19 protein-coding genes are annotated in these 19392 nt (G+C 71.5%); 5 read left to right on the top strand and 14 right to left on the bottom strand.

Translation table 11 applies throughout. The features are described from left to right. Positions 1–4: 4 nt before the first annotated feature. The 6 genes from ACIRS4_RS11975 to ACIRS4_RS11950 form a co-directional block, all read right to left on the bottom strand. Entirely contained in the window at positions 5–1201 is a 1197-nt protein-coding gene (locus tag ACIRS4_RS11975; protein WP_404193627.1) for an acetylornithine transaminase, read from the bottom strand. Then, positions 1198–2109 carry an acetylglutamate kinase gene (argB, locus tag ACIRS4_RS11970; RefSeq protein WP_404193625.1) on the bottom strand — a complete coding sequence of 304 codons (912 nt, stop codon included), beginning with the start codon at positions 2107–2109 and terminating at the stop codon, positions 1198–1200. Before argB ends, ACIRS4_RS11975 begins: the two co-directional genes overlap by 4 nt. Then, positions 2106–3257 (bottom strand): bifunctional glutamate N-acetyltransferase/amino-acid acetyltransferase ArgJ, encoded by a 1152-nt coding sequence (gene argJ, locus ACIRS4_RS11965; RefSeq protein ID WP_404193622.1) that lies wholly within the window; start codon positions 3255–3257, stop codon positions 2106–2108. The genes argB and argJ overlap by 4 nt, the downstream gene beginning before the upstream one ends. Continuing rightward, positions 3254–4282: an N-acetyl-gamma-glutamyl-phosphate reductase gene (gene argC / locus ACIRS4_RS11960; RefSeq protein WP_404193620.1), complete on the bottom strand. Its 1029-nt coding sequence runs from the start codon at positions 4280–4282 to the stop codon at positions 3254–3256. Before argC ends, argJ begins: the two co-directional genes overlap by 4 nt. A 190-nt stretch (positions 4283–4472) precedes the next feature. Further along, positions 4473–5570 (bottom strand): ADP-ribosylglycohydrolase family protein, encoded by a 1098-nt coding sequence (locus ACIRS4_RS11955; protein WP_404193617.1) that lies wholly within the window; start codon positions 5568–5570, stop codon positions 4473–4475. Beyond that, positions 5567–5947, bottom strand: a complete 381-nt coding sequence (locus ACIRS4_RS11950; protein ID WP_404194027.1) for a DUF262 domain-containing protein — start codon at positions 5945–5947, stop codon at positions 5567–5569. Before ACIRS4_RS11950 ends, ACIRS4_RS11955 begins: the two co-directional genes overlap by 4 nt. A 169-nt stretch (positions 5948–6116) precedes the next feature. Here ACIRS4_RS11950 and ACIRS4_RS11945 point away from each other — a divergent pair, with 169 nt between their 5' ends. After that, complete coding sequence (locus ACIRS4_RS11945) at positions 6117–6569, top strand: hypothetical protein (RefSeq protein WP_404193614.1); 453 nt, start codon at positions 6117–6119, stop codon at positions 6567–6569. A gap of 121 nt (positions 6570–6690) precedes the next feature. On the opposite strand, the gene ACIRS4_RS11940 is transcribed toward ACIRS4_RS11945, so the two are convergent. Further along, positions 6691–7785, bottom strand: a complete 1095-nt coding sequence (locus ACIRS4_RS11940; RefSeq protein ID WP_404194025.1) for a barstar family protein — start codon at positions 7783–7785, stop codon at positions 6691–6693. Between the two features lie 110 nt (positions 7786–7895). After that, complete coding sequence (locus ACIRS4_RS11935; protein ID WP_404193612.1) at positions 7896–10385, bottom strand: alpha-L-arabinofuranosidase C-terminal domain-containing protein; 2490 nt, start codon at positions 10383–10385, stop codon at positions 7896–7898. A 132-nt stretch (positions 10386–10517) separates the two neighbouring features. On the opposite strand from ACIRS4_RS11935, the gene ACIRS4_RS11930 reads away from it, so the two are divergent. Beyond that, positions 10518–10973: a DUF6314 family protein gene (locus tag ACIRS4_RS11930; protein ID WP_404193609.1), complete on the top strand. Its 456-nt coding sequence runs from the start codon at positions 10518–10520 to the stop codon at positions 10971–10973. On the opposite strand, the gene ACIRS4_RS11925 is transcribed toward ACIRS4_RS11930, so the two are convergent. The 3 genes from ACIRS4_RS11925 to ACIRS4_RS11915 are packed head-to-tail and all read right to left on the bottom strand — an operon-like array spanning position 10964 to position 13542. Continuing rightward, positions 10964–11545, bottom strand: a complete 582-nt coding sequence (locus ACIRS4_RS11925) for a histidine phosphatase family protein (RefSeq protein WP_404193606.1) — start codon at positions 11543–11545, stop codon at positions 10964–10966. The genes ACIRS4_RS11930 and ACIRS4_RS11925 overlap by 10 nt on opposite strands. A gap of 31 nt (positions 11546–11576) precedes the next feature. Then, positions 11577–12035, bottom strand: coding sequence for a GNAT family N-acetyltransferase (locus ACIRS4_RS11920; RefSeq protein WP_404193603.1), 459 nt, complete (start codon positions 12033–12035; stop codon positions 11577–11579). 10 nt (positions 12036–12045) lie between these two features. Beyond that, positions 12046–13542, bottom strand: coding sequence for a PLP-dependent aminotransferase family protein (locus ACIRS4_RS11915; protein WP_404193601.1), 1497 nt, complete (start codon positions 13540–13542; stop codon positions 12046–12048). Between ACIRS4_RS11915 and ACIRS4_RS11910 the strand changes: the two genes are divergently transcribed. Further along, positions 13541–14455: a DMT family transporter gene (locus ACIRS4_RS11910; RefSeq protein WP_404193598.1), complete on the top strand. Its 915-nt coding sequence runs from the start codon at positions 13541–13543 to the stop codon at positions 14453–14455. The genes ACIRS4_RS11915 and ACIRS4_RS11910 overlap by 2 nt on opposite strands. Before the next feature lie 84 nt (positions 14456–14539). Then, positions 14540–14737, top strand: a complete 198-nt coding sequence (locus ACIRS4_RS11905) for a DUF1918 domain-containing protein (protein ID WP_351098276.1) — start codon at positions 14540–14542, stop codon at positions 14735–14737. 11 nt (positions 14738–14748) lie between these two features. Here the strand turns inward: ACIRS4_RS11905 and ACIRS4_RS11900 are convergent, their stop codons facing one another. Further along, a complete protein-coding gene (locus ACIRS4_RS11900; protein WP_404193595.1) occupies positions 14749–16023 on the bottom strand; it encodes a glycoside hydrolase family 10 protein in 1275 nt (424 codons plus the stop codon). 193 nt (positions 16024–16216) lie between these two features. Between ACIRS4_RS11900 and ACIRS4_RS11895 the strand changes: the two genes are divergently transcribed. Beyond that, the gene (locus tag ACIRS4_RS11895; protein WP_130444342.1) at positions 16217–17092 is read left to right on the top strand and encodes a 3-hydroxybutyryl-CoA dehydrogenase; all 876 of its coding nucleotides are present in this window, start codon (positions 16217–16219) and stop codon (positions 17090–17092) included. A 15-nt stretch (positions 17093–17107) separates the two neighbouring features. On the opposite strand, the gene ACIRS4_RS11890 is transcribed toward ACIRS4_RS11895, so the two are convergent. Beyond that, a complete protein-coding gene (locus ACIRS4_RS11890) occupies positions 17108–17638 on the bottom strand; it encodes an NUDIX hydrolase (protein ID WP_404193593.1) in 531 nt (176 codons plus the stop codon). A gap of 89 nt (positions 17639–17727) precedes the next feature. Continuing rightward, positions 17728–19068: a transcriptional regulator gene (locus ACIRS4_RS11885; RefSeq protein ID WP_404193590.1), complete on the bottom strand. Its 1341-nt coding sequence runs from the start codon at positions 19066–19068 to the stop codon at positions 17728–17730. Positions 19069–19392 lie beyond the last annotated feature (324 nt).

Here is a 19392-nt window from a genome sequence, read left to right as displayed (position 1 = left end):
CGTCTCATTCCCCGGATCGTCCGTCCCCGCTCACTGCCTGGAGGATGCCGGGAAGGGCCCCGAGGAAGGCGTCCACCGCGTCGTCGCCGAGGTTCAGCGGCGGCATCAGCCGGACGACGTCGGGGGCGGGCGCGTTCACGAGGATTCCGGCCTCCTGAGCCGCCTGCTGCACCTGGGGCGCGAGTGGCTCGGTGAGCACGATACCCAGGAGCAGGCCCGCACCCCGGACATAATCGATCAGCGGGTGGCCGAGACCGTCGATTCCGTCCCGAAGCCGCTCGCCCTGCCGCTTGACGTTCTCCAGGAGCCCGTCGTTCTCGATGGTGTCGAGGACGGCGATCCCGGCGGCGCAGGCGACGGGGTTGCCGCCGAAGGTGGTGCCGTGCTGGCCGGGCTGGAGCAGTTCGGCGGCACGCCCGAAGGCGACCGTCGCGCCGAGCGGCAGCCCGCCGCCGAGCCCCTTGGCCAGCGTCACGACGTCCGGCAGAACGCCCTCGTGGGCCTGGTACTCGAACCAGTTCCCGGTGCGGCCGACGCCGGTCTGCACCTCGTCCAGCACGAGCAGGGAGCCGGTGGCGGCGGTGATCGCCCGGGCCGCCTTGAGATAGCCGGCGGGCGGGACGACGACCCCGTTCTCGCCCTGGACCGGCTCGATGATGACGAGGGCCGTCTCCTCGGTGACGGCCGCCGCCAGCGCCTGCGCGTCGCCGTACGGGACGTGGGTGACGTCTCCGGGCAGCGGAAGGAACGGCTCCTGCTTTCCGGGCTGGCCGGTGAGCGCGAGGGCGCCCATGGTACGGCCGTGGAAGCCGCCGTCGGTGGCGACCATGTGGGTGCGCCCGGTCAGCCGGCCGATCTTGAAGGCGCCCTCGTTGGCCTCGGCCCCGGAGTTGCAGAAGAAGACCTTGCCGTCGCGGCCGAAGTGCCTGAGGAGCCGCTCGGCGAGCGCGACGGGCGGCTCGGCGATGAAGAGGTTCGAGACGTGCCCGAGGGACGCGATCTGCGTGCTGACGGCCTCGACGACCGCCGGGTGGGCGTGGCCGAGCGCGTTGACCGCGATACCGCCGACGAAGTCGAGGTACTCCTTGCCGTCGGCGTCCCACAGCCGGGCGCCCTCGCCGCGGACGAGCGGGATCCGCGGTGCGCCGTAGTTGTTCATCAGCGCGCCCTGCCATCGCGCGGCCAGTTCCTGATTGCTCATGCCGGCTCCCCCTCTTGTCCGTCGGGCACGACCATCGTGCCGATGCCTTCGTCCGTGAAGATCTCCAGCAGGATCGAGTGCTGGACCCGCCCGTCGATGACCCGGGCGGTGGTGACGCCGCCGCGTACGGCGTGCAGACAGCCCTCCATCTTCGGGACCATGCCGGCGGACAGGTCCGGCAGCAGCTTCTCCAGCTGGGAGGCGGTGAGGCGGCTGATCACCTCGTCGGAGTTCGGCCAGTCCTCGTAGAGGCCCTCGACGTCCGTGAGGACCATGAGGGTCTCGGCCCCCAGTGCCGCAGCGAGTGCCGCAGCCGCCGTATCAGCATTGACGTTGTAGACATGCCCGTCGTCCTCGGAGCGGGCGATCGACGAGACGACCGGGATGCGGCCGTCGGCGAGCAGGGCCTCGATCGCGCCCGTGTCGATCGAGGTGATCTCGCCCACCCGCCCGATGTCGACCAACTCGCCGTCGATCTCGGGCCGGTGCTTGGTGGCGGTGATGGTGTGGGCGTCCTCGCCCGTGAGGCCGACGGCAAGCGGCCCGTGCTCGTTGAGCAGTCCGACCAGCTCGCGCTGCACCTGCCCGGCGAGCACCATCCGGACGACGTCCATGGCGTCCTCTGTGGTGACGCGCAGGCCGGCCTTGAACTCGCTGACGATGCCGTGCTGGTCGAGCGCGGCGCTGATCTGGGGGCCGCCGCCGTGCACGACGACGGGCTTGAGGCCGGCGTGGTGCAGGAAGACGACGTCCTGGGCGAAGGCGGCCTTCAGTTCCTCGTCGACCATGGCGTTGCCGCCGAACTTGATGACGACGGTCTTGCCGTTGTGGCGGACCAGCCACGGCAGCGCCTCGATGAGGATCTGGGCCTTGGGGAGGGCGGTGTGCTTCCGCGTCGGATGGCTCATGACGAGTACGCGCTGTTCTCGTGGACGTAGTCGGCGGTGAGATCGTTGGTCCAGATCGTGGCGGTCTCCGTGCCGGCGGCGAGGTCGGCGACGATGTGCACCTCGCGGTAGCGCATGTCGACGTTCTCGCGGTCCTCGCCGACGCCGCCGTTCCTGCACACCCAGACGCCGTTGATGGCGACGTTCAGCCGGTCCGGCTCGAAGGCGGCGGACGTCGTGCCGATCGCGGACAGGACGCGGCCCCAGTTGGGGTCCTCGCCGTGGATGGCGCACTTGAGGAGGTTGTTGCGGGCGATGGAGCGGCCCACCTCGACGGCGTCGTCCTCGGTCGCGGCGTTGACCACCTCGACCTTGATGTCCTTGGCGGCGCCCTCGGCGTCGCGGATGAGCTGCTGGCCGAGGTCGTCGCAGACGGCGCGGACGGCGTCGGCGAACTCCTCGTAGCCGGGGGTCACCTCGGCGGCGCCGGAGGCGAGCAGCAGCACGGTGTCGTTGGTGGACATGCAGCCGTCGGAGTCGACGCGGTCGAAGGTGACCTTCGTGGCCGCGCGGAGCGCCTTGTCCAGGGTCGCGCTGTCGATGTCGGCGTCGGTGGTGAGCACGACGAGCATGGTGGCGAGGCCGGGGGCGAGCATGCCCGCGCCCTTGGCCATGCCGCCGACGGTCCAGCCGTCGCGGCTGACGACGGACGTCTTGTGGACGGTGTCGGTGGTCTTGATGGCGATGGCGGCCTTCTCGCCGCCGTGCTCGCTCAGCGCGCGGGCCGCGGTCTCGACTCCCGGCAGCAGCTTGTCCATCGGGAGCAGGACGCCGATCAGGCCGGTGGAGCACACCGCCACCTCGCCGGCGCCGACGCCGAGCACGTCCGCGGCCTTCTCGGCGGTCGCGTGCGTGTCCTGGAAGCCCTTCGGTCCCGTACAGGCGTTGGCGCCGCCGGAGTTGAGGACGACGGCGGTCAACTCGCCGCTCTTGAGGACCTGCTCGGACCACAGCACCGGCGCGGCCTTGACGCGGTTGGAGGTGAAGACGCCCGCGGCGGCGCGGCGTGGCCCGGTGTTGACCACGAGGGCCAGGTCCGGGTTGCCGTTCTCCTTGATCCCGGCGGCGACGCCCGCCGCCGTGAATCCCTTGGCTGCCGTGACACTCACGGTGCGACTCCGATCGTGGAAAGTCCCGTGTCCTCGGGGAACCCGAGGGCGATGTTCATGCTCTGGACGGCACCGCCCGCGGTGCCCTTGGTGAGGTTGTCGATGGCGCTGACGACGATGATGCGCCCCGCGGCCTCGTCGTACGCGACCTGCACCTGAACGGCGTTGGAACCGTGGACGGACCCCGTCGCGGGCCACTGCCCCTCGGGCAGCAGGTGCACGAAGGGCTCGTCGGCGAAGGCCTTCTCGTAGGCGGCGCGCAGCGACTCGCCGGTGACGCCGGCGACGGCCTTCGCGCTGCACGTGGCGAGGATGCCGCGGGGCATCGGCGCGAGGGTCGGGGTGAAGGAGACGGAGATCCGCTCCCCCGCGGCCGCGCTGAGGTTCTGGATCATCTCGGGGGTGTGCCGGTGGCCGCCGCCGACGCCGTAGGGCGTCATGGAGCCCATGACCTCGCTGCCCAGCAGGTGCGGCTTGGGCGCCTTGCCCGCGCCGGAGGTGCCGGAGGCGGCGACGATCACGGCCTCGGTCTCGGCGAGTCCGGCGGCGTACGCCGGGAAGAGGGCGAGGGAGACGGCGGTGGGGTAGCAGCCGGGGACCGCGATGCGCTTGGACCCCTCCAGCGCGGCGCGGCCCCCCGGCAGTTCGGGGAGGCCGTAGGGCCAGGTCCCGGCGTGCGGGGAGCCGTAGAACCTCTCCCAGTCGGCCGGGTCCTCGAGCCGGAAGTCGGCGCCCATGTCGACGACGAGGACGTCCGGGCCGAGCTGTTCGGCGACGGCGGCGGACTGGCCGTGCGGAAGGGCGAGGAAGACGACGTCGTGACCGGCGAGGTTCTCGGCGGTGGTCTCCGCCAGGACCCGGTCGGCCAGCGGCAACAGGTGCGGCTGGAGCGTGCCCAGCTTCTGCCCCGCGTTGGAGTTGCCGGTCAGGGCGCCGATCTCGACCTCGGGGTGCGCGAGGAGCAGACGCAGGACCTCACCGCCCGCATATCCGCTCGCTCCGGCCACTGCCGCACGTACCGTCATGGAATCCTCCTCCAGCAATGGCATGACTATACGTTTCGCTGCACGTTTATGCAATCTTGTTCTCCCGCTCCGTCAGTCGACAGGAGCGTGTCCCTTGCCCTTCCCGCCCGGCGGCGTGGTCGCCGCCTTCGGCAAGCACCTGCACCTCAAGAGCCTGGAGCAGGTCCTGCTCGATGTCCCGGGCGAGGGGTCACCAGCCGGGGTAGCGACCCCCCCAGTGCGGGTCCCATCCCGGTACGTACTCGCCCCCGCTGGGCGAGTCCTCGAGTTCCATCACCAGGTCGCGGGCCAGGGTGTCCAGCACCCAGGCGAGTTCATGACGGCCGACCAGGTCGAGCGGGAGCGCCTCGATGCCGTGCACGGCGCCGAGCAACGCACCGGCCACGCAGGCGACGGACTCTCCGTCCGGGGCGCCCGCGGCGAACTCCAGGGCCGCGCGCAGGTCGGCGCGGGCCGGGAAGGACGCCGCCGCGTAGAGACCCCCGAGCAGCGCTGAGGGCGCCGTGGGATCGGGCGCGAGCCGTGCCAGTCGCACGGCGTCCGCCGGCTCGTCGGCGGCGTGACGGAAAGCCGCGACGATCCGCCCGTGCTCGTCGTCGCTGACGTCGCTGATGGGAGTACGGGCGGACGGCAGGGCGGTGACACCCGCGTGCAGCGCGTCTCGGGCGGACCGTTCGGGTTCTGAGGCGGAGTGGGTCAGGCAGTGGTGGGCCAGCACGGCCGCGTGCACGGCGGCGGCCTGCGCGGCCGGGTCGCCGTGCGTCAGGGCGGCGACCGCACCGGCCTGGGCGATCCCTCCGAGGCCGGTGACCGCGATGGGCAGGCCACGGGTCAGTGCGTGGTGGCCCCTGCTCGCGGTGGCCATCGCCTCGTCGCCCTCGCCGATCCGGGACAGCGCCGTCACCGTCGCCGGTGCGCTACCACGCCGTTCACCCAGAACCGGCACGCTCGCAAGCCAGCCGTCCGGCCATGCCCCGCCGCAGGGCCGCCACCGGCGCCGCATCCTCTCCACCTCGATGCCTTGGAGGAAGGCCCACCGGCAGTAGGCGTGCAGGACGACCCCGGGCGCGTAACAGATCCCCTTGTGGTTGCCGCGTACCTGCGCGCGGATGACGCCCTCGGCGGTGAAGCAGGCCAGTTGCGTACTGACACCGGCCCGCAGCGGACCACTGCCGGACACGCTGCCGCGTATCCCTCCCAAGGTCTCCCCGAGCGCCAGGCCGAGCATCATCCCGCGGACCCGGGACTGCCTCCTGACGACATCCCTCAGGTCGTGGTTCTTGTTCACAGTCCCTCGTCTCCGGGGTCGGGTTCGTCGTCCGGCACGAGTGTGACGACGGCTTGCTCCATGACGGCCGCCGCTCCCAAGAGGTCGCCGAGGCGCTGGCGCATGCGTGCCCGGCGTGCCTCGTAGAACTCCTGGAAGTGGGCGTTGTCGCGTTCGTGGTGGTCGCGCATGAAGTCGTAGAAGGCGAAACGGCCTGAATTGCCCTCGTGGACCTGCCACATGAGGAACGAGCCGATGAGATATCCGCGCATCAGGCTGTCGTACAACCGCGTGATCTTGTCGCGCGACCAGACGAACTCACGCTGATGGCGGGCAACACGTACTCGCGACGGTGGATCTCCTCCAACGCGCCGGCGATCGTGATGGACGTCTGGAATGACATGCGCCCCCCGCCGGACTCAGGTTCACGCACACCGTAGCGTCCCCGGTCAGGGCCTCGCCGATCCAGGCAAGGCCGAGCACTTCGGTCGACGCCTGCGCACTCCGTGAGCGGGCCGGTGGAAAAGCAGGTGCCGACTCACGGGGCGTGCGGGCAGCATGCTCTCCATGTCCACCGAAGTCAGCGGGATGATCGAGTGTCGGCCGGGTGCTCGCCTCTGGGGCGTCGACGACGAGGACTCCGTATGGCATGCCGCCATCGACCTCTTTCTGCTCAACAACGGCAACGCCTACGACGCACTCGCCTGCCTCTTCGGCGTCCGCAACCACTTCGGCTTCCGCCCTCTGGCCGAGAACCGCGGCTTTCCGAGCGACGCATCCGAGGAGCTCCAGACCGAGTACGCCGTGTACGACGGCTCTCCTGACACCCACGGCACGACATGGATCACGTGGGCCGAGCTCGCCTCGACCGACTGGCAGGAGACAGACAGCTCCGGCACGCGAAGCCGATCATCGGTCGCCGGAGACGAAACGCACTGGGGGCCGGTCTGGAGCGTGATGCGGACACTCAGCGAACTCCACGGAGCAGAGCATGTGCGACTCGTCACCTGGTTCGACTGACCCCGACGCCGCGGCTGAGCGCCGCTTTGCTGACGGGACAGAGGCGTGACCCGACGCGACGTCATGCTCAGGAAGATCGCCTTTCTCACTCGCTGACTGGTCCCTCCGTCGCTCGGCCAGTTCACGTGAGGGTCACCTGCATCCCGCCCTCGGTCAGCACTTCGATCACCAGGGCGACCAGGTCATAGTGGTCACCGTCCGGCGCCAGGACGCGGGACAGGTGATCGCGTGCAGTCGCAGCGTCCCGCCAGACCAAGGTTGCGGGGGCGGTGTAGCCGAAGTTGCCGCGCAGACAGTCCACGAGGGCGTCCAAGCAGCCGCCGAAGTAGCCGCCCGGCCCGTTGACGGCCTCACCGAGTGCCAGGTAGAGGCTCGGCTCATCCGTGATGTGCCGGCCGTCCAGCTCGTACGCGTGTCCGGCCTGCCGGTCCTGGTGCTTGAGCCGACAGCCCCGCTCCCGCACGAGATCGAGCCAGGCCCCACGCTGACGGGTATCGGCCGCGGCCCAGGCGCCAGACGCCTCCGGCGGACCGGCAAGCCAGCGCTCCCAGACGGGCCGGGCGTATCCCGGTACGGGTGCGAGGTATCCGTCGAGTTCCAGATCCATCAGGTCCGTCCCGCCGGAGGACGGCTGCCACGCACGGACTTCGGGTCGCAGCAGCCGGTCTGCGAGCGGTTCGCCCCGGTCGTCCCGTATCCCCAGCCAGACCTCCTCCAGGTTCAGCGTGCGCCGGGTACCCCTAGCCAGCGCCTGCCGTAGCCGTTCACTCGGGACGAGCCCTCGCAGGACGAGCGGAGGTTCCACTTGCTCGGGCGGCAGGACGCGGGCGAACTCCCGGCAGGAGCCGAGCCACCGGTACCCGTCGTGCAGTCGGACAGGTCCCCGGTACCCCTCGGGCGGGCCCTCGTAGTCGTCCATACCGGTGAGCACGAGACCGTCCGTCCCCCGGGGCTGTCCGAGGCACTCCACGTCCTCCAGCAGCCAAGCGTCTAGCGTCCCGTCCTCCGGCACCAGCCACACCCGGCTACCGACCCAGCCGCGCACCTCGGCTCCGTCCGGAACCCATCCGAGCAGTTCGTACGTCCCCCGCAAGGGTTCCCTGAACAACCCCTCCGCCTCGGCGCAGACGCCCCAGACGTGGCCGCTTTCCGTGTCCGTCAACGAGTACCGTCCCTGCCCGCGATGATCCCCGTCTTCACACATGGTGGGAATCATGCACAGACCAGGTGCCATGCGTGGCGCTCTTTTCGTTCACTCAGTCGCAGCCCGCCCCCGGCCGGGGCCGGGGGCGGGCTGGTGGGGGTGGGGAGCCAGAGGCGGGGGGCTTACTTCTGCCTGATCCGCAGGAAGGTGATCGAGTTCGCCGGGAAGGTGTACGTGAACCTGTCGGCGACTCCGGTGAAGGTGGAGGTCACCGGGGCGACCGGGGTCTGCGTCTCGCTGTTGACCGCGTCCGGCGCGGCGGTCAGCGTGGTCACCCGGGCCGAGGAGCGGACCCGGGCGCCGCCGAGGTCGACGGCCGTGCGGGCGTCGGTGGACTGGGCGTTGACGACCTTGACGATCAAGTCGCCGGTCTCCTCGTCCTCGGTGACGACCTGGCGGAACGGTTCGGCCGGGGAGTCGTCGGTGAAGCGGCCCCACTCCTGGCCGTCGAGGTAGAGGGTGACCTGGCGGCCGCGCACCTTGACGTCGATGTCGTAGGCGCGGCCCGTCTGGACGCTGCCGGCCTTGGAGACGAGGGTGGACTTTCCGCCGTCCACGGCCTGCTCGACGGCGCTCTGGGTGTTGTTCCAGCCGCCCAGGTTCCACCAGTAGTAGTTGCCGGTGTCCTTCACGCCGAAGGCGACGAGGAAGCCCTCCTTGCCGGACTTCTTGGTGGCCTTCACATGCAGGTCGTAGTCGTGCCAGTTCGCGTCGCCGGCCGAGACCATGGTGTTCTCCGCGGCCGCGTCGCTCTGCACGTACTGGCCGTCCTGCACCGACCAGCTGCCGCCGCCGGTGTGCTTCCAGCGGGAGGCGTCACCGGAGAAGTCGTCGGTGAGAAGGGTGGCGCCGTCGGCGCCCGTGACCTTCACGTCGTCGTACGCCGCCGAGGTCGCCCAGGTCGACAGGCCGACGGCGCCGCTGATCGGGCCCTGGACCGAGGGGGTGCCGGTGGCCGCAGAGGGGACGACGCGGTCGCCCACGTTGGTCATGAACAGTTTCTGGACCTCGTAGTTGGCCGAGTTCCAGGAGGCGTGGTTGTTGAACCACACCAGGTCCGGACGCCACTGCACATAGTCCTCGTTGGCGAACAGCGGTGCGTAGGAGGCGAGTTTGACGACGTCGGCGTTGCGTTCCAGGCCGGTCATGAAGGCGGCTTCGGCGAGGCCGTTCTTGAAGGCGTTGCCCTGGGAGGCGTATTCGCCGAGGAAGACCTTCGGACCCTTGCGGTCGTAGGAGTCGTAGCGGGCGTTGTTCTGCAGGAACCACCGGGGGCTGTTGTAGTAATGCTCGTCGACCATGCCGACCTGGGCTTCGCGGTTGAGCTGCCAGGCCTTGTCGAAGGTCGCGCCGGCGTCGTCCGGGCCGGAGTTGGAGACGACGGTGACGCCCGGGTACTTCGCCTCGATCGCGGCGCGGAAGCGCTGGAAGCGGGCGAAGAACTCGACCGGGAGGTTCTCCTCGTTGCCCACCTCGATGTGGGTGAGGTGGAAGGGCTCGGGGTGTCCCATCCGCGCGCGCTTCGCGCCCCAGGTCGAGGTCGCGGGGCCGTTGGCGAACTCGATGAGGTCCAGGGTGTCCTGGATGTGCCGCTTGAGCAGCGCCTCGTCGTCGACGGCCTTGTTCTGGCCGCAGCCGGTCACCAGGGCCGGCACGACGGGCAGCGGCATCGCGCCGACGTCCTCGGCGAAGCGGAAGTACTCGTAGTAGCCGAGGCCGTAACTCTGGTTGTAGCCCCAGAAGTTGGAGTTGACCGCGCGTTCCTCGACCGGGCCGATGGTGTCCTTCCACTGGTAGGAGCGGGCGCGCTGCCAGCCGGAGGCCTCGCTGTAGTCCTGCATGGAGCCGGTGTTGACCAGGCAGCCACCGGGGAAGCGCACGAAGCCGGGCTTCAAGGCGGCGATCTTCTCGGCGAGGTCCTTGCGCAGCCCGTTGGGCTGGTGCTTGTAGGTGTCGTGCGGGAACAGCGACACCATGTCGAGCGCGGCCGCGGCGGTGGAGGCGACGGTGAGGCGGCCGGTGCTGCTGGTGCGGGCGGCCTGGAACTTGGTCCTGTACTGCGCCCAGCCGCCGGGGCGCACGGTGACGCGGCGGGCGGTGGCGAGGGCGCCGTCGGCGTCCTGGAGCGACACCGTCAGGCTCGTGCCCTTCTCGGCGCGGACCCACACCGAGAAGTCGTACCTCTCACCCTTCTCGATGCGGACGCCGGTGTTGTAGCCCGCGTTGATGACGGACGAACCGGCGCTCAGGGAGAGGTAGTTGCGGTTGCGCTCGTTGAGGCGGCCGGCGTCGTTCACGATCTCGGCGGCGCCGGCGGCCGTCCAGGAGGTGAGCGGGGTGTAGGAGCGGTTGTCGACGGTGGAGTACTCGAAGGACCGGTTCTGCACCAGCTCGGCGTACAGACCGCCGTCGGCGGCGCGGTTGATGTCCTCGAAGAAGACGCCGTACATCGTGTCGTCGATCGTCGCGCCCCGGCGGGCCGGGTCGACGGTGATCGTGTAGTCGGCGACCGCCTCGGCGTGCGCCGGGGCGGGCAGGAGGGCGGTCGCCGTCAGCAGGGCTGTGGCGGTGAGACCGGTTCTCCAGCGGGCGGTCGTGGTGCTGCGTGGCATGGATACTCCGCGGCTCAAATCAGGCGTTCGAAATATCGGACTATGGTCAGCACTTCGAACGGCAAGATAGGGAGGTGATCTGAGCGCGTCAATGGGGCGTGCGACGGCGGACCGGAGGGAGGGCGACACGCGATGGGCGGGTTCTGGCCAGTGCCGGACGTCCTGGAGTACCTCGCAGGGAGCTGGCGGGTGGAGCGTTCGGTGCGGGATCCGGGGAGCGGCGACGAGGGCGGCTTCACCGGCACCACCGTGTTCCGGCCACTGGACGGCGGTGGACTGCTGCACGCGGAATCCGGCGTGTTCACCTGGCAGGGCGTGCCGCGCCCCGCCGAGCGGACCCTGCGCTTCCTGCCGGGGCCCGCGCCCGGCACGGCGGACGTCCGGTTCGCGGACGGCCGCCCCTTCCACCTCCTGGACCTGACGACCGGCCGGCACACGGCCGACCACCCGTGCTCCGCCGACCTCTACCGCGGTGAGTTCACGGCCCTCGACGCCGGCCGCTGGCGGACCGTGTGGCGGGTGCGCGGCCCGGCCAAGGACCTGGTGCTGACGACCGACTACGTCCGGTCCCGGGGTGTTCAGGACTGAAGCGCGCCCTCGAAGCGCAGGTTCCAGCGGCCGTGGCGGCCGGTGACGGTGGTCGTCGACAGCGGGCGCACGTCGATGTTCCAGTACGACGCCGGCGGCGCCTTCAACGCGTACACCAGGGCGGCCCGGATGACGCTGGGCTCGGCCACGGCGACGATCCGGTCGCCGTCCTCCACCGGCCGGGTGTCGAGCCAGCCGCCCACCCGGGAGATGAACGTGAGCAGCGACTCACCGCCGTGCGGCGCGGACCACGGGTCGGCCAGCCAGGCGTCCACGGCCTGCGGCTCCCGGGCCATCGCCTCGCCCAGGGTGAACCCCCGCCACCGCCCCATGTCACAGTCCCTCAGGGCGAGTTGGACGAGCGGGGCGTACCCGAGGGCGTCCCCGGTGGCCCGGCTGCGCGGGGTCGGCGAGCAGTAGCGCAGTTCGGCCGCCGCGAGCGGCAGCAGATCGCCGACGACGCGCTGCACCTCGCCCCAGGCCGCCTGGTCCAGCGGCCGGTCGTCCTCGAAGCGCTCCGCGAGCATCGGCGAGTTGCGCGCGGCGGCGACGAACGTGACCCGGAGTGCCATGCGGCGATGGTGGGACCAGCGGGTAGGCGGGTCAAGGGGTGCCGAGGGAGAACTTCTCGAATATCAGCGCCATCCACAGGCCGGGGTCATCCAGCGCTTCGAAGCCGACCTTCTCGTAGACCCCGTGCGCGTCCTGGGTGGCCAGCAGCATCCGGCGCAGCCCGTAGGGCCGCAGGTGATCGCGTACGGCGGCGACGAGCGAGGTGCCGATGCCCTTCCCCCGTACCGCCGGATCCACGTACACATCGCACAGCCAGGCGAACGTCGCCCGGTCCGTGACCACCCGCGCGTAGGCCACCTGCTCCCCCGACGCCACGTCGTACACCCCGAAGTTGAGGGATCCGGCCATCGCCCGGTCCTGCTTCTCACGCTCGCGTCCGAGCGCCCAGTACGCGTCGGTGGACAGCCACCGGTGGACGCGCTCGGCGTCGACGCGGTCGGGGTCGGTGGAGAGCTCGTAGCCTGCGGCGAGGGCGGGGGTGACGTTCATGCCGGGACCCTCACAGATCGCGGCTCTGCTGTCGAACGGATTCCATGAGCACCTCGTCGCACGCCTGCCGCAGGCGGCGGGTGCCCTCCTCGATCTCCTCGGTGCCCGCGACCGCCGCGAAACTCAGCCGGATGTGCGGGGCGGGGGGTTCGGCGCTGAAGTAGGGGCGGCCGGGGGCGAGGGCGACGCCGGCGCGCAGCGCGGCCGCCGTGAACGCCGCCTCTCCCCCGGAGCCGAACGCCTCACGGGCGCCTCCGCCGCCGGGGAGGCGGACCCAGAGGTGGTAGCCGCCGGAGGGGACGTGCGGCAGCTCCAGTTCGGGCAGACGCAGCGCCAGGGCCGCCGTCATCGTGTCGCGCCGTGTCCTCAACTCGGCGGCGATGGAGCGCAGATGGCGGGGCCAGGCCGGTGAGCCGACGAGTTCGAGCGCGGCCTCCTGGAGGGGGCGGGGCACGAAGAAGGCGTCCACGACCTGGATGGCGCGCAGCCGCTCCAGGGCCGGGCCGCGGGCGGCCAGCGCGCTGACCCGGAAGCTGGGCGAGGTCGCCTTGGTGAGCGAGCCGACGTGGACGACGACGCCGTCCGGGTCGTCGGCGGCCAGCGGGCGGGGCAGCGGCCCGGCGTCCTCGTGCGCGAGCCGCCGCACGAAGTCGTCCTCGACGACGAACGCGCCCGCGTCCCGGGCGATGCGCAGCACCTCTCCGCGCCGGGCGGGGGCGAGGACCGCGCCGGTGGGGTTCTGGAACAGCGGCTGGCACACGAACACCCGGGCGCCGGTCGCCCGGAAGGCGTCGCTGAGCAGGTGCGGTTTCACCCCGTCCCGGTCGACCGGGACGGGGACCGGACGCAGTCCCGCGGAGCGGGCGATCGCCAGCATGCCGGGGTAGGTGGGCGACTCGACGAGCACCGGCGCGCCGGGCGGTGCGAGGGCGCGCAGGGCGGTGGTCAGCGCCGCCTGGCCGCCCGCGGCGACCAGCACCTCGGCCGCGGTGACCGTGCCGCCGATGGTGCGGGCGAACCACTCGCGCAGTTCGGGCAGCCCTTCCAGGGGCGGCCGCCCCCACGCGCCGGGCCGCCGTCCGGCCCGTGCCAGGGCCGCGGACATGGCGCGCTCCGGCTGGAGGGAGGGGTGCAGATAGCCGCCGTTGAACTCGATCACGCCGGGCGGCGGGGCGGCCAGCGAGACGGTGACTCCGGAGGCGTCCACCGAGCGGGGCACGAGGTCGGCGGCGCCGTCGGCGCTCAGCGCGACCTCCTGCCAGGAGGTGTCGCCGGCCGAGGGGGCGGTCGTCCGCCGTGGCCCGGCGCGAAAGGCGCCGGCTCCCGGGCGGGTCACCACCAGCCCCTCGGCGGCGAGTTGGGCCAGTGCGCGCGAGACGGTCACCGGGCTCACCCGGAAGCGCTCCACCAGGGCCCGACTCGACGGGAGCTTTCCACCGGGAGAGTAGCGGTCCAGTTCCTGTCGCAGCTGGTTCGCCAGCTCACTCACACTGCTACGCTCTTGCATGAAGACACAGAGTAGCGCTACCGCCGTTCCCGCGATAGCAGTGACCGCTCCCCGGGCCCGGAACCTCGGGACCCTCCAGGCCGCGCTCGGAGTGGTCGCCTTCTCACTGACCTTCCCGGCGACCGCCTGGGGGCTGGAGGGCTTCGGCCCCTGGTCGCTGACCGCGGTGCGCAGCGTCCTCGCCGCGATGATCGCGGGCTGCGCCCTGCTGGCGCTGCGGGTGCCGCTGCCCGCCCGGCGGCACTGGCCGGGGCTCGCGGTCGTCGCGGCCGGAGTCGTCGTCGGGTTCCCGCTGCTCACCACGCTCGCCCTGCAGACCTCGACCACCGCGCACGCGGCCGTCGTGGTCGGGCTGCTGCCGCTGACCACCGCGCTGTTCTCCGCCCTGCGCGTCGGCTCGCGCCCCTCCCGCACCTTCTGGGCGGCGGCGCTGGCCGGGGCGTGCGCGGTGGCGGCGTTCACCGTGCAGCAGAGCGGCGGCGCGCTGACCTCGGCCGACCTGTATCTCTTCGGGGCGCTGCTGGTGTGCGCGGCCGGCTACACCGAGGGCGGGCGACTGGCCCGGGTCATGCCCGGCTGGCAGGTCATCGGCTGGGCGCTGACGCTCTGCCTGCCGCTCAGCGCGCCGGCCGCCGCTGTCGCCCTCGCCTTCGAGCCGGCGCACCTGACGGCGCACAGCGTGGCCGGGCTGCTGTGGGTCGCGGCGGGCTCGCAGTTCCTCGGTCTGGTCGTCTGGTACCGCGGCATGGCGGCCGTCGGGATCCCCAAGGCCAGCCAGTTGCAGTTGGCGCAGCCCCTGCTCACACTGGTGTGGTCGGTGCTGCTTCTGGGCGAACGGCTGACCCCGGCCGCCCCGCTGACGGCCGCGGCCGTCCTCGTCTGCATCGCCGTCACCCAGCGGGCGCGCGGCTGACGGGCGCGCACGCGCCGGCTCCGGGGCAGCGCCGTACGCCGCACAGGCGCACCGCGCCGCCCACACGGTGAGGAGGCCCCACAGATGCGTGCAACCACGGGCGACCAGCTGATCCAGCACGGCAGGGTGGTCGGCCAACACGACAAGGTCGGCGAGATCGTCGAGGTGCTGGGCCAGGAGGGCAATCCTCCGTACCGCGTCCGCTTCGAGGACGGGCACGAGGGAGTGTGCTCCCCCGGGCCGGACACCGAGATCCGTCACAAGGTCCAGGAACAGATGTAGGGGGCCGTGGCTCAGCGCGGGGGTTTCGCCGGCTGCCCGTAGTGGTCGGCGATCACCCGTGCCATCGCCCCGTTGCGGTCCGTCCGCACGTCCTTGGCGGCGAAGAACACATGGCCGCGGACCTCCGGGTGCTTCTTGGCGAGGGCCAGGTGCCGGGACAGCTCGGCCGGCTTCTGCCAGGCCGCGGACTGTGCGGGATCCCCCGCCCGGTACAGCGCCTCCCCCACGTAGAGCCTGGTCCGGCTGCCCCGCGCGACCTGCGCCCACCAGGGCACGAGCTTGGCGTAGTCGGCGGCGGTCATGCCGATGTGCCAGTACAACTGCGGCACGATGTAGTCGATCCAGCCCTGGCGCACCCACTTGCGGGTGTCGGCGTGGACGGCGTCGTACGACTGCAGGGCGCTCGTGTCCGAACCGCGAGAGTCGGTGGAGGCGTTGCGCCACACGCCGAAGGGGCTGACGCCGAACTGCGTGCCGGGGCGGACCGCCTTGATCCGGGCCGCCGTCTCGCGCACCAGCTTGTCGATGTTGTCGCGCCGCCAGGCGGCCCGGCTGGAGAAGGCCGAGCCGTGACGGTCGTAGGCGGCGTCGTCGTCGAAGGTCTGGCCGGCCACCGGGTAGGGGTAGAAGTAGTCGTCGAAGTGCACCGCGTCCACGGGGTACTTCTTCACCGCGTCGAGCATCGCGTTCTGCACGAAGGCGCGGACCTCCGGCAGACCGGGGTTGTAGTAGAGCTTCCCGCCGTACCGCACGACCCAGTTCGGGTGCTTGCGCGCGGGGTGGGAGGCGACGAGCCGGGAGGGGTCGGCGTGGGTGGCGACCCGGTAGGGGTTGAACCAGGCGTGCAGTTCGAGCCCGCGGGCGTGGGCCTCCTTCACCGCGGTGCCGAGCGGGTCCCAGCCGGGCGACCTGCCCTGCACGCCGGTGAGGACCTGCGACCACGGCTCGTACGGCGAGGACCACAAGGCGTCCGCCGTGGGCCGCACCTGGAAGATCACGGTGTTCAGGCGCTTGCGGACGGCGAGGTCCAGCCAGCCGATCAGCTCGGCGCGCTGCTGGGCCGCGGTCAGCCCCGCACGGGACGGCCAGTCGCGGTTGGCGACGGTCGCGAGCCACATGCCCCGCATCTCCCGCGCCGCCCGGGCATCGCCGCCACCGCCGCCGCCTCCATGGCCGCCGCTCCCGTGACCGGGAGGCCGCAGCGTGTTCGCCGCCGCCCCGGTCGTGAACGCCGAGACCGTCGAGAACGCCGCCAGCGCGAACGCCCGCCGAGTCAGTCGCCCCATCGCGCACATCCCCACACACGCCGTGGATCCGTGCGGTCACGGATCGTCGTCCGGGCACAGCATGCCCCCACCCCGGCGATCGATCATCGATACTTGCTAGTAACGTGCACGATCGGAGCAGAGCCGTCCGAGATCCGGAAGGCTCCCCCGGACGTCGATCAAGCGCCTCGAGTCAGCGCGGGAAAGGGACGATGTGACAGGCATCCCAGCGGGAGACATCTCACGCGTCGGAGTGGTGGGCTGCGGCCAGATGGGGGCGGGCATCGCCGAGGTCTGCGCACGCGCCGGACTCGACGTCATGGTCGCCGAGACCACCGGCGAGGCCCTGGAGATCGGCCGTACCAGGCTGTACAACTCCCTGGCCAAGGCCGCCGACCGCGGCAAGATCACCGCGGAGGAGCGGGACGCCACGCAGGCGCGCCTGGCCTTCACCACGGACCTCGGCGAGTTCGCCGACCGTGACCTGGTGATCGAGGCCGTGGTCGAGAACGAGGGGGTCAAGACCGAGATCTTCCAGGTGCTGGACCAGGTCGTGACCCGCCCGGACGCGATCCTCGCCTCCAACACCTCCTCCATCCCGCTGGTGAAGCTGGCGGTGGCCACCTCGCGGCCCGACCACGTCGTCGGCATCCACTTCTTCAACCCGGCCCCGGTCCAGCAGCTCGTCGAGCTGATCCCGGCGCTGACCACCTCCGAAGGCACGCTCGGCCGGGCGCAGCTGTTCGCCGAGAAGCTGCTGGGCAAGCACTCCATCCGCGCCCAGGACCGCTCCGGCTTCGTGGTCAACGCGCTGCTGATCCCCTACCTGCTCTCCGCGATCCGGATGTTCGAGACGGGCATCGCCAGCCGCGAGGACATCGACAACGGCATGGAGATGGGCTGCGCCCACCCGATGGGCCCGCTGAAGCTGAGCGACCTGATCGGCCTGGACACGGTCGCCTCGGTCGCGCAGAGCATGTACGAGGAGTACAAGGAGCCGCTCTACGCCGCTCCCCCGCTGCTCCAGCGCATGGTGGACGCCGGCCGCCTGGGCCGCAAGACCGGCTCGGGCTTCTACACCTACGCCTGAGTCCCCCCGGCCGGGTCAGCCGAGCCTGCGGTGGTGGAGCAGCATTAACGCGGCCGCCATGTTGGCGGCCGGCACCTCCCCCCGGGCGACCAGGTCGGGTACGCGTTCCAGGGGGACCCACTCCCGGCGGTCCGACTCGAAGTCGTCCACGGGGGGTCCCGCGTACTCGCCCCGGTCCGCCCAGTAGATGTGGTGGACGGCGTCGGTGAGGCCGTTGGAGGGTTCCACGCTCATGAGGTGGTGCAGGGGACCGGGCCGCCAGCCGGTCTCCTCCTCCAGCTCCCGGGCCGCCGCGCGGGCGAGGTCCTCGCCGTCCTCGACGACCCCGGCGGCGAGTTCGTAGCCCCAGCTGTCGGTGATGAAGCGGTGGCGCCACAACAACAGGACCTCGTCCGTCTCGTTGACGATCGTGGCCACGGCGACCGGCCGCAGCCGGATGAGGAAGTGGTCGAGGTGCCGGCCGTCCGGCAGTTCGACATCGGCCAGGTTGACGCTGAACCAGCGGTTCTCATACACGGTTCGTTCGTTCTGCTTCGCCCACTGCATGGCTCTGCCGCCTTCCGTCGGGTAAGGGGCAATATCGCAGCAGGCACCGTGCCTCGCCGATCCGGAGTCAGGCCACATCGCGACGCTGGCTAGAGCGGTACGCGCAGTGCCCCGTCGATGAGTTCGGCCGCCTCGGACGTGCCCGCGCTGCCGCTGCGCACCAGGTGTTCGCGCACCGCCCGGAGTCTTTCGCGCAGACGCTGGGACTCCATCCCCCGCGCCTGCTCCGCCATCTCCACCGCGATGGCCACCGCCTTGTCGGCGTTGCCCTGCCGCAGTTCGATCGTGCTGAGCATGGCCAGCCGGTGCACCCGGCCCCGATCATGGGCGGGACTGCCGACGGCCGCCGTGGCGTGCTCCGCGGCCGCCGTGAGATCGCCCAGGCTCAACAGGGCCTCCGCCACCTGTACGTTGACCAGGCCCGGCTGGACGTAGCCGGTCTCGTCGGGCTCCCGCCCCCGCATGATCCGGTCGGCTGCCGTCTCGGCGCTGCGGATGCACGACAGGGCGCTGGTGCCGTCGCCGAGATGCGCGTACGCCTTCGCCTGCATCGCGTAGAGGTCGGAGGCGAGAGCCGGGGTGATGTGCTTGCCCGCGGTGCGCAGCGCGGCCTCCGCGAAGGCGACGGCCTGCCGGTGCTCCCGCATGAACAGCGACTGGTTGACCAGCAGCGCGATCACATAGGCGCCCAGTCCCCGGTCGCCGCTGGCCTTGGCGAGCCGCAGCGCCTGGTGGAAGTAGCGCTGCGCGAGACCGTGCGCGTCCGAGTCGTAGGCGCAGATGCCGGCGATCGCCACCAACCCGCCCGTCGCACGGTGCAGTTGACGCCCCGTCGCGTCGGTGTAGCCGCCGCGCAGCAGCGGGGCGGCCTCCGCGTTGAGGAAGCCGACGATCCGGCTGCGCGTCGCCACGCCGCCCGTCTTGCGGTACATCTGCTCGTAGTGGGCGCGGGCCGCGCGCAGCATCTCTATGTCGGCGGGCGTCACCCGGTGCCGGCCGCCGCGCGACACGTCGACGTCCTCGGGCGGGTTCTCCCACTCCCACACCGGCATCACGGCGGGCGTGCCGGTGACGGCGGGGGCGCCCAGGATGTGCGGGCGCTGCTGCTCGTCGGAGCGCCACAGCGCGGTGGCCCGCTCGACGAACCCCGACAGCGACGCGCCGTGCGGGGCGGAGGGCTCTCCCGGGACGCCGAGGCCGATGTCGTCGAGGGTGACGGGGCGCCGCAGCCGTCCGGCGAGCACCTCGCAGATCAGGTCGGGCACCTGCCCGCGCGGACGCTGCCCTTTCAGCCACCTCGCGACAGCCGTGTGCTCGTAACGCAGCGCGAGTCCCCGAGCCCGCCCGGCCTGGTTGACATGGGCGGCGAGACCCGCGTGGGAGATCCCCGCCTCGTCCAGGATCGCGTCGAGCAGTGTGTTGGGCTGCATGGGTGCCCCCCGGTGGCTCAATGCCGCCAGGGTAGTGCGTCCGGCTTCACACGGGGTGTGAACCGAGTGCGCGCACCCGAGCCGTGTGCGCGCTGTCGCTCAGCGTGCACAGCCGGTTGACTGAAATACCTCGTAAGAGGTTCGCCGGGCCGTCGGCTCCCCCTCGAAAGCGACGGCCCGGCGGTTCGCTCCGCGGATTCGGCCGGGGGTGCCGCTTCGGTACCGGGTGCGTTGTCCGGCGCGGGTCGTTCGGGCCTGGTCGCGCAGTTCCCCGCGCCCCTGGGGGTTGCCCTTACGTGCGTTTCCAGCAGGGGCGCCCCTGGG

The sequence above is a fragment of the Streptomyces sp. NPDC101166 genome (assembly GCF_044768125.1).
Taxonomy (GTDB): domain Bacteria; phylum Actinomycetota; class Actinomycetes; order Streptomycetales; family Streptomycetaceae; genus Streptomyces.
Note: the sequence above shows the minus strand (reverse complement) of the source record. Positions and strands in the feature narration are given on the sequence as shown.